The sequence below is a fragment of the Psychromonas sp. genome, from assembly GCF_047632995.1.
Classification (GTDB): Bacteria; Pseudomonadota; Gammaproteobacteria; order Enterobacterales; family Psychromonadaceae; genus Psychromonas.
The window spans coordinates 13,376-27,995 of sequence record NZ_JBLIEK010000042.1 but is presented as its reverse complement, the minus strand read 5'-3'; the positions used below and the strand labels follow the sequence as shown (position 1 = coordinate 27,995).

The following is a 14,620-nucleotide window of genomic DNA, read 5'->3' as shown; positions in this document are numbered from 1 at the left end:
TTACTTAAAGGTAATAGCTGATCACTGTTTTTTAGCATCACTAATGATTGTCGTACCGCTTGGCGAGCCAGTGCTTTTATTTCAGGTGAACTCATCAATCCTGTATTACCTGAATTTTCTCTACGTGAGGGTTGAACCTGTTCAAATAGCCCTGCACGCATTTTTACCCGAAGAATACGGCGCACCGCATCATCTATCCGCGAGAGTGCTATTTCACCATTTTCAACTTGGCCAACCGTATTTTCTATAAATTGCTTCCAATTCTTGGGCACCATAAGCATATCAACACCGGCGTTGATTGCAGCAGGACAGCTGGCTATTGAACAGCCAACTATTTGCCTAATAGCGTTATAGTCAGAGATAATAAAACCATCAAATCCCATTCTGTTTTTTAGTACTTCGCTGAGTAGGTAATGATCTGCGTGCAGTTTGGTTAGCCACCAACTGCTAAAAGATGCCATCACAATTTGCACATCGGCTTCTAATGCTGCGTAATAGCCCATTGCCTGCCTATTAATCAGTTCATCTTCTGTGATATAGGCTTCGCCTTGATCATCCCCATTTCTCACTGCGCCATCGCCAATAAAATGTTTGGCAGTGGCTAATATTCCATCAGTGGTTAAATTTTCCTGCAACCCGCTTACCATCGCTTTGCTTAAGTGATAAACCAACTCAGGATCTTGACCATAACTTTCGTAACTGCGTCCCCAACGCGTGTTTTTCACAATCGCGACCGTTGGCGCAAATGTCCAATCCAAACCACTGGCTCTTACCTGACTCGCCGTTGCCCGGCCAATGTTAGCAACTAACTGCGCATCGCCAGAAGCACCTAAGCCAATATTATGCGGGAACAATGTCATCCCCTTCACACCATTATGGCCGTGTAGTGCGTCAGTCCCCCACATAATAGGGATCTTATTGATTGTTTGTTGTGATGCTAACCAGTAGCGGTCTGCTCGTTCAACCCAGTCTGAAAGTGGACCATATACGTAACCGGGTCGAGAGCCCCCTTCATTTAAAACAGATCCTAATGCATGCTCCTGCACATCATTAGGCGACACCCAGCTAATTTCCCCCTGTGTCATCTGCCCTATTTTTTCAGGCAATGTCATTTTGTTTAATAACGCATCGATACGCGCTTCAATTTCAGGGGAAAGTTTTTTTCGTTTCGGTTTTGGCCACTCATCCATCTGCTCTGAATATCTATTGTGTAGATTGACTTTTTCTTGGGTAGCCTGATAGCTAGGGTGGTACAAAAAAAAACAATAGATCCATACAAGCGTTAATAGAGTAATGGTTATATAAGGTAGCCTTAAGTAAAATGGTTTCGGTTTTTTATGCATGAATACATTCCCAACTTAATTGCAGTTTATAAATTAATGTAATAAAAATTTAACCAGACCTTTAATATTAAAGAGCTGGCCTGACACCGTCCTGAAAAAATCGATAAGCGCTTATTAATGGTGATAGTTAAAAACCATAAGCTGTAATGACTAAAACAATATAAATTGAGTTAATACAAAACAGTTAATTCCATCACCTTACATTCAATTACCTTGCCAACCTATAACCAATTGTTTTTTAGGTGTTATTTTGTAGGGTGAATGTGTTTATGATGATTAATTCCCAATATTGGGAATGACATTTCCCGATATCGAAAGCGACATGTACAAAAATAATGGCTAATCACGAGGAGTTTTGAGAATAAAGGCAGGCGATCCATAGCGTAGATACTTTTAAATCATTGCATTAAAGACAATATCAGACTCGACTTAAAGAAAATAAACAGGCCCCGCCAAAACCAGTGCGTAGAGTGAATAAATTGAGATTGGGGAAACTAAAGCGTTTCGCGACTTAGAAACTAAAAACCGTGGCCAGTTTTACTTGACCACTACTATCCTGACACCGGGGAAGTGTTATCAAACAGGTTGAACTTTTATTCAGGTTAATCTCTTCTCAACCAGATATCTGCATTCACTTGCTCTTTATTTTTACGTTTTTTCTTGCCACTGCCTTCAGGCTTTGCCATCGGCTTCTCTGCGGCTGAAACATCACTGATAACGTCAACGGTTTCAAAACCCGCTACTTGCTCTCGTTCAAGCCGCAGCTTATTCTTTTTTTCGATAACGTTGAAATGGTGAAAATCTTCATGATCGATAATCGACAAGGCTAACCCCACCTCACCGGCACGACCACTTCGACCAATACGGTGCATGTAGTCTGATGGACTTCTTGGTAAGTCAAAATTGATCACCACAGGCAGTTTTTCGATGTCGAGACCACGCGCCGCGATATCTGTTGCAATCAACACGTCAATATCGCCTGCTTTAAATGCATCAAGTACGCGACTACGAGCTCCCTGGCCTTTATCGCCATGAAACACTTCCGCATTAATACCGCGTTTAGAAAGCTTTTCAGCTAAGTGATTACAGCTATTTTTAGCATTGACAAAAATCAGCGCTTGTTGCCATTGATGCTGCTTGATCAAATGTGCCAACAAGGCGGTTTTTTGTCCCTTGTTAACGGTAAAAACGCGTTGTACTAAGGTACTGGCGTCGCTACTTTGCAATTGTATTTCAACCGGATCGTTGAGTAATTCCTGGGTTAAAGCCTGTACTTGCTCTGGAAAGGTCGCTGAAAACAGTAAGATTTGTTTGCTCGATGGCAGTAAAGCTAACAGCGCCGATAGCTCGTCAGTAAAACCAAGACTTAACATACGATCGGCTTCATCCAGCACTAAGGTTTTAACCCTATCGAGCTTAATGGCATTACTTGAAATCAAATCGAGTAATCGACCTGGCGTTGCAACCAAAATATCGGTGCCGCCGCGTAATGCAAGCATTTGAGTATTCGCCGATACGCCACCAAAAACAGCAACCGTTTTAATCGCGCCGTTAAAATGCGCTGCATATGATTTAATGCTGTCAGCAACTTGCTTGGCCAGTTCACGGGTAGGTACCAAAATTAGTCCAGTAACAAAATTACCTTCACCACTTTTGCTATTCAATGTTTTGTTATTAGATAACTGTATTTTTTGCAATAAGGGCAATGCAAAGGCAGCTGTTTTACCCGAACCGGTATTTGCCCCTGCAATTAGGTCTCGTCCTGCTAACACACTTGGGATAGCCTGCGCTTGGATAGGCGTTGGCTGCTGGTATTTCAGCTCAGTTAATCGAGCTAACAAGGGCGAAATAAGGCCAAGTTCTGTGAAGTTGGCTGCTGTTTTGATTTGGCTTGTGTCAATGGTCATTAATATAAAGTGCTCAAAGCTAAGATAATAGCCCGCTATTTTAGCGCATTTATGCCCGGTACGCCCCGTTAAGTTAGTGAAATCGATTAAACCCTGCCGTAAATTTATTGTTCGAGTTTAACTGATCACCAATTTAACGCTATTTCATCTATATTTTAGAAGGCGGTTTGTGCCGCAAACCGAGCTGGAAAGTCAAGTAGCAAACGTCCAAACGACTTCTAATACTTTAAAAAGGACCAAGTTTACCTGGTCACTACTATGCGAACTCTCGGCAATTAGCAAGCAGAATACGATCCGTTACGTATTTATAAAAATCTGCTCGAGATAGTCATTAGTTGGTATTTAGAGTCCCGCATAGATTACGGACTTCAATCAACCGAGGTACCCCTTATGTTTAAAATCAGGTGTCAGTTAAACGACAGATTAACGCATCAAACTGATCAATCGGTATCGGTTTGCTGAATAAATACCCTTGAAAAAATATGCATCCTTCGTCTAAGAGTAATTGTCGTTGCTCTATAGTTTCCACTCCCTCGGCAATGATTTCTATTTTCAGGAGCTGCGCCATAGAAATGATCGCCTTTACTATCGCTTTGTCACTTCTATCTGTCACAATATCGCGCACGAACGACTGATCGATCTTGAATTGTTCGAGGGGCAAATGTTTGAGGTACTGTAAGGATGAATAGCCAGTGCCGAAGTCATCCAGGGAGAACTGAACACCAATTTTTTTTAATGCCTTCATGGTGGCAATGGTGACGTCGATATCCTCTTGCAGCAGGCTTTCGGTCAATTCCAGCTTAAGTAAATTTCCGGAAATAGCATGTCGTTGCAGAGCTGCCTGCACTTGATCCACGAAATTCTTCTGCCGGAATTGTTTTGCACTAACGTTTACTGACAGTGTTAAATCGCGAGTCAGCGTATTTTTCTGCCAGACTCTGAGCTGCGCACAGGCAGTATCTATAACCCATTGCCCAATGGGCAGAATTAATTCGGTTTCTTCCGCCAGAGGGATAAATGTAGCAGGGAGCACCAGCCCCCGTTCAGGGTGCATCCAGCGGATCAATGCCTCGGCTCCGCATGATCGGTTGGAACTGTTAATCTGAATTTGGTAATACAAATGAAATTGCGACTTTTCAACGGCAATGCGCAATTCATTTTCGAGGGTTATGCGCACATTAATGATCTCCTGCATTTCCTGGTTAAAGAATCTTATGGAATTACCACCTGCTTGTTTAGCCTGATACATAGCGATGTCGGCTTGTTTCAACAGCTCTTCTGCCGTATTACCCTCATGGTCGAAAAAGACAGCACCGATGCTCACGGTGCTATGATATTTGTGCATGTCGAGTTGGTAAGGTTTGTTGAGAGTTGCAAAAATTTTATCGGCAATGATATTCACCTTTGTTGCAGCTTTGATGGTTTTTTTATCCAAATCTTCCAGAATCAATACAAACTCATCCCCCCCCAAACGTGCCGCGGTATCGCCTTTGCGTAGACAAGACTCCAGACGTGTCGCTGTCTGTTTCAGCAGTAAATCACCATATCCATGGCCGAGGGTGTCGTTAATATCCTTAAAATTATCCATATCAATAAACATCACTGTACCCTCCAAACCTTTACGTACGCTGGAAGCTAATGCGTGATGGAGGCGGTCTATCAAAAGACGCCTGTTGGGTAAGCCAGTAAGGGGGTCATAGAAAGCGAAGTCATTGAGCTCTTCTGCCAATTTACCTTTCTCTTCATTTTGAAAGGCCAGCTCCTTGTTAGCAATGGCCAGCTCCTTGTTAGCAATCGCCAGCTCTTTATTGGCAATTGACAGCTCTGCTGCCCGTTTATCCTTCTCTGTATTTTGAAAAGCCAGCTCTTTGTTAGCAATGGCCAGCTCTGCTGCTCGTTTACCTTTCTCTTTTACCCGTTTACCTTTCTCTTTTTTTTGAAAGACAAGTTCCTTATCGGCAATGGCAAGCTCTGCTGCCCGCTTACCTTTCTCTTTTTTTTGAAAGACAAGTTCCTTATCGGCAATGGCAAGCTCTGCTGCCCGTTTACCTTTCTCTTCATTTTGAAAAGCCAGCTCCTTGTTAGCAATGGCCAGCTCTGCTGCTCGTTTACCTTTCTCTTTTACCCGCTTACCTTTCTCTTCGTTTTGAAAGGCCAGCTCCTTGTTGGCAATGGCCAGCTCTGCTGCCCGTTTACCTTTCTCTTCGTTTTGAAAGGCCAGCTCCTTGTTGGCAATGGCCAACTCTGCTGCCCGTTTATCCTTCTCATGGTTTTGAAAGGCCAGCTCCTTATTGGCAATGGCCAGTTCAGCTGCCCGTTTATCCTTCTCTTCGTTTTGAAAGGCCAGCTCCTTGTTGGCAATGGCCAGTTCAGCTGCCCGTTTATCCTTCTCTTGATTTTGAAAAGCCAGTTCCTTGTTGGCAATGGCCAGTTCTGCAGCCCGTTTATCCTTCTCTTGGTTTTGAAAAGCCAGCTCCTTATTGGCAATGGCCAGCTCTGCTGCCCGCTTATCCTTCTCTTCGTTTTGAAAGGCAAGCTCTTCTAGACTGGTCTTCCTATTATCACTGCTCATTGTAGTACCCTGCATCGTTACGCATCTGTGTAACCCTATTAGAAGTGCATTTAGGCAGTGTTAGGAGAACCTCAAAGGGACAAAATGTTTGCTCCCAAAAAACAGCCCTCTACATCAACGCTATACCGGCAAAATTCTTTTAACGTGCTTTTTATGGATTTCTCATCTATTCTGTTTTTCGAAAATGCGTAAAATTCGGATAGCATAACGCTTCCTATTTTCTTTAAATCTTTTACAACACTTCAGATTGTTCACCCTTCAAGTAACGTTCTGCAATCTTAGGTAACGCAGATTCAATTATTTCTCTAATATAAAATGCTTCAGCTGTACCTGTTTTAGATGCTAAAAAACTCAATGTTTTTCTACATATCCAGACCACAGCGTTACTGAAGTTGCCACAGTTCACCCTTGGAGAATAGATCTGTTCATTTAATTATATGCCAATATTTAAAATAACAGGTCAAAAATTTGTTTTTTATAAAGGGGTTTTGACCATAAAAAGCTTCGTATCATAATCATTCGCATTTACCTTCTGCTGTTGACAAACCAGCCAAAAAGGTCAATTCTGTCCGTTTCCGAGAGAGCTCATATAATAAATGATTCAAGAATATTTCCGTTTTATAAGGCACAGCTGGCCAATTCTCGTTTTTGGAATGATGACAGTTTTCATGGGAAATTTCGGTCAGTCCTTTTTCATCAGCTGGTTCGGAAACAGCTTTCAAGAAAGTCTGGGTCTATCAGCTACAAGCTATGGAACCGCCTACTCTATGGCAACACTTGCAAGTGGCCTGCTTCTGATGTGGATTGGTGGGAGTATTGATAAGGTCTCGTTAGAAAAGTTTATCCTATTCTGCACCATTGGACTTTCTCTGGCGGCGCTCACTCTCTGGCAGACCAATAATCTAACAACACTTGTTATCGGGCTTTTTCTTCTGCGTTTTTTTGGTCAGGGACTTTTTCCACACACCGCCATAACCACAATCATGAAAAAGTTTTCTTTGAATCGAGGGAAAGGTCTGAGTGTGACAACCACGGGCGTTCCCTTAGGTGAAATCATACTGCCTTCCATAGCAGTATTTCTTATTGCACACTTCGGGTGGCAACAAAGCTGGCTGGTGATCGCACTATCAGTCCCCTTACTCTATCTTCCTCTGGCACTTTTTCTTATTAAACTTGGGAAAGATAAAAAATATGCCGAACATGACCCAAGTGTAGATAATGAAGCTTCTATACCACTTATTGAGGATGGCTCCAGAAGAACGCTCCTTGCTGATTTTCGTTTTTGGCTGGCACTACCAACCGTCCTTGCCTCCCCCTTCATCGTGACAGGCATCTTTATTCACCAGGGATTTTTTCTACCACAGATGGGCTGGACACCCATGCTTTTTGCCAATTGCTTCGTTTTTTACGGGATTTCCCATTGGCTTTCATCAATGTATGCGGGCGCATTGGTTGACAGGTTCAGCGGGAGACAACTGTTAAAATATTATCTGATCCCAATGCTCATGGCTTTGCTGTTGGCATCGCTACTAAAAGGCAACTGGGTTGCTTATGTCCTACTTATTTCACTCGGCACCGCCATTGGCTCCGGCAGCCCAATCATTAATGCGCTTTGGGCTGAAGTGTATGGCACTAAGCATATTGGAAGAATACGCGCACTGATGGCATCTCTTGCTGTGATATCTACCTCGATCTCTCCAATCCTATTTGGTTACCTCATTGATAATGGGATAACCGGCCCTCAGCTTTTCTTCTGGCTCGCCATCTACGTATTATTGGCAATGTTTTTTGCTTTCTTTTCATACTCTAACAAGAAGTCGCTGGAAATTTGATTATCTCTTCAACCAATAGAGATAACTCGCTAACGGCCAAAGCGCGCCAGAAAATTACAAATTGATGTTCACTTTTCCAAACATTGATAACATTCTCAATAGACCCGTATCTTGTTTATCTTTGCAAAAAAGGGATCCATAGAGCTTTAATGGATACCCCTCAGCCTGGCGCCATTAAGAACATGATATAGTCACAAATTTGGTTCACTAAATGATAATTTCCGACCACCCCTCAAAGCTGAGTTTACCGCAGACCAACCCCGGCGTTGCCACAGTACTGGAATATCTGATCATTAAATTTCCCTATATTGATGCCCAGATTTGGCGACAGCGCATCAATGATGGCAAGGTACACTGCCACGACGGCTCACTGATAACAGCGCAATCGCTTTTTAAAGCGCAGCAACGGATCTACTATTACAGGGAAGTTGAAAGTGAGCCCAGCATCCCCTTTAAGGAAACGATTATATTTCAGGATCAGCATATTTTAGTGGCCTATAAACCCCACTTCCTGGCCGTCATGCCCGCTGGCATTTACGTAAATGAATGTCTGCAAAATCGCTTACGACGTCGCACCGGCATTGAAGGCTTACAAGCGTTGCACCGCTTGGATAGAGTGACAGCCGGTTTGGTCATTTTCTCTGTTAACCCAGATACCCGTCATCATTACCATCATTTATTTGAAACACGAAAAATAGATAAAACTTACCAGGCAATTGCCAAAATTAGCGACCGTGAAAACCTTGTAGGTCAGGAGTGGGAAGTGAAAAATCGTATTGTGCAATCGGAACCACGGTTTCGCATGCGGGTGGCCGAGGGAGATGCCAATAGCCACTCTATGATTCGCTGCTTGCAACAATCTGCTGGGAGGGCGTTATTTGAATTAAACCCCGTTACAGGTAAAACCCATCAATTGCGTGTACACATGCAGGCACTGGGCTGGCCCATACTCAATGACAAATACTATCCGCAACTACAACCGCTCTCTGCGGATAACTATTCAACACCATTACAGTTACTGGCAAAAGAGCTTCAATTTATTGATCCTGTGACTCAGCAACCAAGGCACTTTAGTTGTGAGAATAATTTATCGCTGAAATGAGGTAAAACAACCCGCGGCGGACTGAAAAAGTTATCAGATTGAATCTCATAAAGACCGCCATCTGACAACTGTATTGTAACAACTCCAATTAAAACCTAATTTAACCTTATTGTTTAAAACCACAGCTTGAGCAGAATTTTGCATCGACTGATTTTTCTGTGCCGCACTCTGAACAGAATTTTGCCACAGGTTTTTGCTCTGTGCCACAATCAGGGCAGAACTTGGCGTTTGCAGGTAAAGGTTGTGCACAGCTGATACAAGCTGGTAATGCAGCTTTATTATTTGCTTGCCTCTCCATTAAACCTGAACTCATATTACTCATCTGTTGGCCGATCCCCATACCAACGCCCATACCAACACCGGCTCCTGCAACACCCTGCCCCTCATTAGCCGCGGCTTTTTCTGCCACATCAAACATTTTAACTTTGTCATAGTCTTGACCATACAGATCAAATTCGGCTTTTTTAGCAAGCATCTCTTTGAGTTGAATGACACTTGTATCGTCTTGTGGAATATTAATCGAGCTTAAATAAAAATTTACGATTTCAATGCCAAAGCGTTCAAATTCATCTTTGATATCATGCTCAAGTGCCGCTGAAAATTCATTAAGATAAGCACTGATTTGCAGCAGGGAAATCTTATCTTTTATCACTTTTTCAGAAATATAATCCTTAATACGGGTCATCAAGTGACCACGGAAATAATCCAGTACTTGCTGTTGATTAAACTCTTGTACTGTCCCTACTAAGCTAGTCACAAACTTTTTCGAGTCTTTTATTTTAATTGCAAACTGTCCAAAGGCGCGCACGGGTACAAAAACATTATATGCGGGTTCTAAAATTGGAATAGGCTCTCGCGTCCCCCATTTCATATCCATATTGACCGCTTTATTAACGTAGTAGATCTCCGCTGTAAAAGGAGACAGGTTATCAAAAGGTAGATTAACGACATGCTCAAGTAATGGAATATTAGCTGTTTTTAAGGTGTGGCGACCTGGGCCTAATAGGTCTAAGGCTTGACCATTTTTAAAAAAGAGTGCTTCCTGTGCTTGGTTAACAATGACCTGTGTTCCCCAAACCAAGCTGTCATGGGGCCAACGCCATGCAAAGATATCACTGGGGCCATCGTATTTGACGCGATCGATAATATTCATATCTATTCCTTATGATTCGAATTTTGGATTTTTAAAATCTGTTTGTTTTTTAAATACATTTTTTGGCGAATCCGTTTAATGCGCAGGTTAATATCAATGGCTAAAATATTAAATTTGGCACCAAAAGCGAGTAGTAGTTTTTGCTCTTGTGCACAAACTTGACCATCGGCTAAACACATTTCAATCAGTTTATCTAACCAGTCAGAGGCATCTAAGGTTTCATCGGGAGAGAGCATATCTAACTCTCCTGCTTGTGCAGCTTTAATAATATCGTCGAGCACCTTTTGCGGAATACGGCGATTTTTTACAAATTCATCAAGGTATTTCTGCTCTGCGGCATCTACTTTGCCATCGGCAAATAATACTAAAACCAAACAAGAAAGTAGCGATACGGGATCAAAAATACGATCCGCTTTTTTGTTGGGTTTGTTACCTACGGCAAACTCATGCCCTTTAATCCTGATGATATGTTCAAGATGTGGTGCAAACTCTTCTAAAACCCAGTCTTGCTCGCCTGAATTCAAGCGGTTACCACAGTATTCACAGCAGTCTTGGTAGTTTTCACTTTGTGGTGCGCCACAGCCAGAACAATGTAAAGAATGTAAACCTTTTTTGAGATCACTGGTTAAGCCTGTTTTACGAATAAGGGTTATGTGGTGAGCATAAAATCCGTTATCACTAATGTGGTTACTGTTTAAATCTACTTTATTTGCTTGCCATTTCAGTAGCAGGTAAACCTTGTCAAAACGTTCACCAAACTCGACATGACTGACTTCACATAGCCCTAATTGGATATTATCAAAACAGAATTTTTTAAGATATTGCTGTGGAAAATTAGCAATAAAATCAGGATGTGCGACGGATAAAATAGGGTCTACTTTTTGTGTTAACCAAGCTTTTTGCAGGCGCCAAAAAATCGAACTCACTCTATCTTCAATCAGTGGAATATTAAAAGCGGGATCCACTACCTGGTAATCCGACACCCCTGCTATTTGTCGTTTAGCATTTTGAAAGCGCCATTGCTTTTCACTGGTTATTTTAGCCAATATCCAATCGTATTCACCCGAGCCTACTAACGAGCCACAAGATTCACACAATGAAAATTGACTGAGGTTTAATCTATTCCCGCAATTGGGGCAGTAGCCTTCAATTAAACCTGGTGTGCTGCGGGTTTGTGTTCCGGGTAAACGCACAAAAGTCCAATACTCAGTGCGCAGGGTAAGTGCTGTGTTAGCAGAAATTTTATTGCTGCCTGACCTTTTATCAAGGATTGGATAACGGCCACTTGAGTCGAGTTTAAAGTGCAGAGTTTCATAGTGTTTATCGGCTTCCATTCCGACCAACTCGCAGCCATTTAAATTAAGATTTTCAATTTTTCGTTGCTGTTGCCTTTGCTTTTGAATCTGAAATAGGATTTGCATTGACTCTGCCAGACCATCGCTAATAAATGCGGTTGCAGGGCGAGTATCATGAGATGAATAGGCCTGTTTGATAATAAAAAACGCTTGTTCTACCCGGCTTTTAATAACTACTTCTGAAAAATTTTTATCGCGTTGTTTTATCTTATTATGCTGAATCTGTTGTTTTTGTGTATTCTGTTTTTGCAGTCCACGCACAATGGTATGTTTGATACGGCGTTGTTTGTATCTATGCCCTTCAAATAATCCGGCCAGCACGCTACTAAGCACAATAATGATAATGAATAATGTGGACATGAGTATGCTAAACCTTGAGATCATGGAGATAAAGTTTAGTTATATCAGATATCAGATATCCTACTTAAAACAGGCTTTGATTTTATAGCCGCAATCACATTATTCATGCTGTTAGTCATTATTCACTTCATAAGTGAAAATGATTAACCATTTGTTATGGGATATACCCATCTCATTTTTTCTTGAAATCAATACGATCTTTGTCAGTAATTTTCCTAACCGCTTTACAAGGGCTTCCAACAGCAATAACACCCGCTGGAATATCTTTAGTTACAACACTGCCGGCACCTATAATGCTCCCCTTACCAATGGTTACTCCCGCACAAACAGTTGCATTAGCGCCAATCCACACTTCATTTTCAATGGTGATGGGGGCCGATGTTGTTATGCCGTTTATTCGTTCTTGCGGATCGATCGCATGGCCAGCACAACTAATACAAACCCCCGGAGCGATACATACACCCGCGCCGATATTTACCGGTGAAGTATCGAGAATGACGCAGTTGTAGTTAACGATTGCCATGCCGTGAAAGTGGATATTGAAGCCGTAGTCACAATGAAATGTCGGTTCCACAAAAACCATTTTATTATAGGTTCCAAACAGCTTAGATAATATTTCTCCCTTTTTAGCGGTATCATTGGGTTGGGCTTGATTAAATTCCCAGCAGAGTTGCTTAGCTGGCATTTGCAGCTCAAGATCTGAATATTCAAACTGCGATGTATATACCCAAACTACTTCAAGATACAGATTCAGAGCTTCACCCGGATGCTAGAACAAGGCATAACATGCTGACCTTTCGAGCGATTAACTGCGTTAATCCTCTATCGGTAGATGTTAAATGCAAGCATTTAACATCTTGAATGGTTATTCCCTTTTCAAGTGTTATAACGCAATGCTAGCTTTCGGGTGAAACTCCCTTCGGGCAAGGCGATAAACGATAATCTTCGTTGTTAGCAGGTTTTGATTTAGGATGACTAGATAATCAACCTTCTGCCTAGAATCTCATCATTTATCGACTTGCTGATTCCTGCATATTGAAGTAGTTTGGGTATAAGTGTCATGCTCATTTTGTTAATGTGCTTATTAAACACTGTTTTGAGATTTTTGTATAATTATTTATGCTTATTTGCATAGCGCCTGAATCTCAGATTGTTCTTTGCAGCTATCAAGTCGTCAATAATTGCATCTGGTTTAAATGGGTAAACTCGTTATAATAACACTCCATCATATTGATTTATTAAAGGTGTTTTTTTGGAAAAAAATATTACAAAAGAAGAGTATGGACTTTTAGTTAATCGTGCCGGACGTGCTGCTGTTGTCGCAGCTTCTCTATTAATTATTGTCAAGTTAATCGCCTGGATTGTGACCGGATCCTCAAGTGTTTTAGCTGCTTTAACCGATTCGTTAATGGATGTTACTACTTCAATAATTAACCTTTGGGCAATAAAAATTGCATTGCAACCTGCTGATGATGAACACCGTTTTGGTCATGGCAAAGCAGAAAGTCTGGCAGGCCTCGCCCAAGCCGCCTTTATTTCGGGCTCTGCTGTCTTTTTAATGTTTAACAGTATTTCGGCTCTGGTCAATGGTCATCAAATCATCGCCTCCAATGTGGGGATTGGTGTGATGATTTTTTCTGTACTGGTTACTCTTGCCTTGGTTTCGTATCAAACTTATATCGTTAAAAAAACGGGTAGTATGGCAATTAAAGCCGATTCGCTGCATTATCGCACCGATGTGGCATTAAATGGTGCGGTATTATTGGCTCTCATTTTAGCGGGATTAGGCTGGTCCTGGGCTGACGGAGTCTTTGCTATTGCTGTTAGTTTGTATATTTTACATGGCGCATGGGAAATTGGGATGCAGTCAATTGATTCGCTAATGGATAAACAGCTGCCTAAATCAGACGAAGAGAAAATCGTAAAAATGGCTTACCATATTGAAGGTGTGCATGGCGTTCATGATTTACGTACTCGCCAGTCAGGTAACACCAAATTTATTCAGCTGCATTTAGAGCTCGATGATTGCCAGAGTTTGTACGACGCACATGATAAAGCCGATAGACTGGAGCTGGAGTTGGATAAGATTTTTCCTCATGCGGATATTTTGATTCATCTTGATCCCCTTTCTATGGTGCCGTTAGAAAAAGAAAATAACAAATTAACATTTGAAACTGAGATCAATAATGACATTAAGGACACTTTATAATGAAAGCGGTTCAAGACGAGTTATGGAAAAAAATCAGAGGTGAGGCATGGCGTTATTCTGCCAGTGAACCTATTTTAGCCAGCTTTTTCTATTCGACAATCTTAAACCACCATAGCTTAAAGTCAGCCCTGAGTTACCAGCTGGCAAGCCGTTTAGACAGTCACACTATGCCGGCTATTTTGGTGCGCGAGGTGATTGAAGAAGCTTTTACTAAAGATCCTGAAATTGTTAATTCAGCAATGGCAGATATTATCGCAGTTCAAGAGCGAGATCCTGCTGTTGAAGATTACTCGACTCCTATTTTATACTTAAAAGGGTTCCATGCTATTCAAGTGCATCGTGTTGCAAACTGGTTGTGGAAGCAAAAACGGATCCCACTGGCCTTGTACCTGCAAAATCGCGGCTCGGAGTTGTTTTCAGTTGATGTTCATCCTGCCGCGACGATAGGGAAAGGTATTATGTTTGACCATGCAACGGGCGTGGTGGTGGGGGAAACCGCGGTTATTGAGGACAATGTTTCAATATTGCAAGGGGTTACATTAGGTGGAACCGGTAAAATTTGTGGTGATCGCCATCCTAAAATCCGCCAAGGTGTGATGATCGGCGCCGGGGCTAAGGTACTGGGTAATATTGAGATTGGTATTGGCGCAAAAATTGGGGCTGGTAGTGTTGTATTAGAGGCGGTTCCCGCTCATACCACTGTCGCTGGCGTACCCGCTAAAATTGTTGGCAGACCCTCTTGTGAGATGCCATCACTTTCCATGGATCAAGATCTTTAATGCTGAAT

The 14,620-nt window shown here is 42.0% G+C and carries 10 protein-coding genes; 4 read left to right on the top strand and 6 right to left on the bottom strand.

What is annotated here, in order from left to right; genetic code table 11:
• The 3 genes from ACJAT7_RS09405 to ACJAT7_RS09395 all read right to left on the bottom strand — a co-directional run.
• Positions 1-1,343 (bottom strand): glycoside hydrolase family 3 protein (locus ACJAT7_RS09405; RefSeq protein WP_415226544.1); only part of this gene is annotated, 1,343 nt, incomplete at its 3' end.
• A 602-nt stretch (positions 1,344-1,945) separates the two neighbouring features.
• Positions 1,946-3,250: a DEAD/DEAH box helicase gene (locus tag ACJAT7_RS09400; RefSeq protein ID WP_415226543.1), complete on the bottom strand. Its 1,305-nt coding sequence runs from the start codon at positions 3,248-3,250 to the stop codon at positions 1,946-1,948.
• A 400-nt stretch (positions 3,251-3,650) separates the two neighbouring features.
• Entirely contained in the window at positions 3,651-5,822 is a 2,172-nt protein-coding gene (locus ACJAT7_RS09395) for an EAL domain-containing protein (protein WP_415226542.1), read from the bottom strand.
• A 596-nt stretch (positions 5,823-6,418) separates the two neighbouring features.
• Here ACJAT7_RS09395 and ACJAT7_RS09390 point away from each other — a divergent pair.
• Together ACJAT7_RS09390 and ACJAT7_RS09385 are read left to right on the top strand one after the other, a co-directional pair.
• Complete coding sequence (locus tag ACJAT7_RS09390) at positions 6,419-7,654, top strand: MFS transporter (RefSeq protein ID WP_415226541.1); 1,236 nt, start codon at positions 6,419-6,421, stop codon at positions 7,652-7,654.
• A 211-nt stretch (positions 7,655-7,865) separates the two neighbouring features.
• Positions 7,866-8,756 (top strand): pseudouridine synthase, encoded by an 891-nt coding sequence (locus ACJAT7_RS09385; protein WP_415226540.1) that lies wholly within the window; start codon positions 7,866-7,868, stop codon positions 8,754-8,756.
• A 106-nt stretch (positions 8,757-8,862) separates the two neighbouring features.
• On the opposite strand, the gene ACJAT7_RS09380 is transcribed toward ACJAT7_RS09385, so the two are convergent.
• The 3 genes from ACJAT7_RS09380 to ACJAT7_RS09370 form a co-directional block, all read right to left on the bottom strand.
• Positions 8,863-9,909 carry an SPFH domain-containing protein gene (locus tag ACJAT7_RS09380; protein ID WP_415226539.1) on the bottom strand — a complete coding sequence of 349 codons (1,047 nt, stop codon included), beginning with the start codon at positions 9,907-9,909 and terminating at the stop codon, positions 8,863-8,865.
• 2 nt (positions 9,910-9,911) lie between these two features.
• Positions 9,912-11,624: a TerB family tellurite resistance protein gene (locus ACJAT7_RS09375; RefSeq protein ID WP_415226538.1), complete on the bottom strand. Its 1,713-nt coding sequence runs from the start codon at positions 11,622-11,624 to the stop codon at positions 9,912-9,914.
• Positions 11,625-11,796: 172 nt separating this feature from the next.
• Positions 11,797-12,309 carry a sugar O-acetyltransferase gene (locus ACJAT7_RS09370; RefSeq protein WP_415226537.1) on the bottom strand — a complete coding sequence of 171 codons (513 nt, stop codon included), beginning with the start codon at positions 12,307-12,309 and terminating at the stop codon, positions 11,797-11,799.
• Between the two features lie 567 nt (positions 12,310-12,876).
• On the opposite strand from ACJAT7_RS09370, the gene ACJAT7_RS09365 reads away from it, so the two are divergent.
• Together ACJAT7_RS09365 and cysE are read left to right on the top strand one after the other, a co-directional pair.
• Entirely contained in the window at positions 12,877-13,833 is a 957-nt protein-coding gene (locus tag ACJAT7_RS09365; RefSeq protein WP_415226536.1) for a cation diffusion facilitator family transporter, read from the top strand.
• Positions 13,833-14,612 (top strand): serine O-acetyltransferase, encoded by a 780-nt coding sequence (gene cysE, locus ACJAT7_RS09360; RefSeq protein ID WP_415226535.1) that lies wholly within the window; start codon positions 13,833-13,835, stop codon positions 14,610-14,612. The genes ACJAT7_RS09365 and cysE overlap by 1 nt, the downstream gene beginning before the upstream one ends.
• Positions 14,613-14,620: the final 8 nt, after the last annotated feature.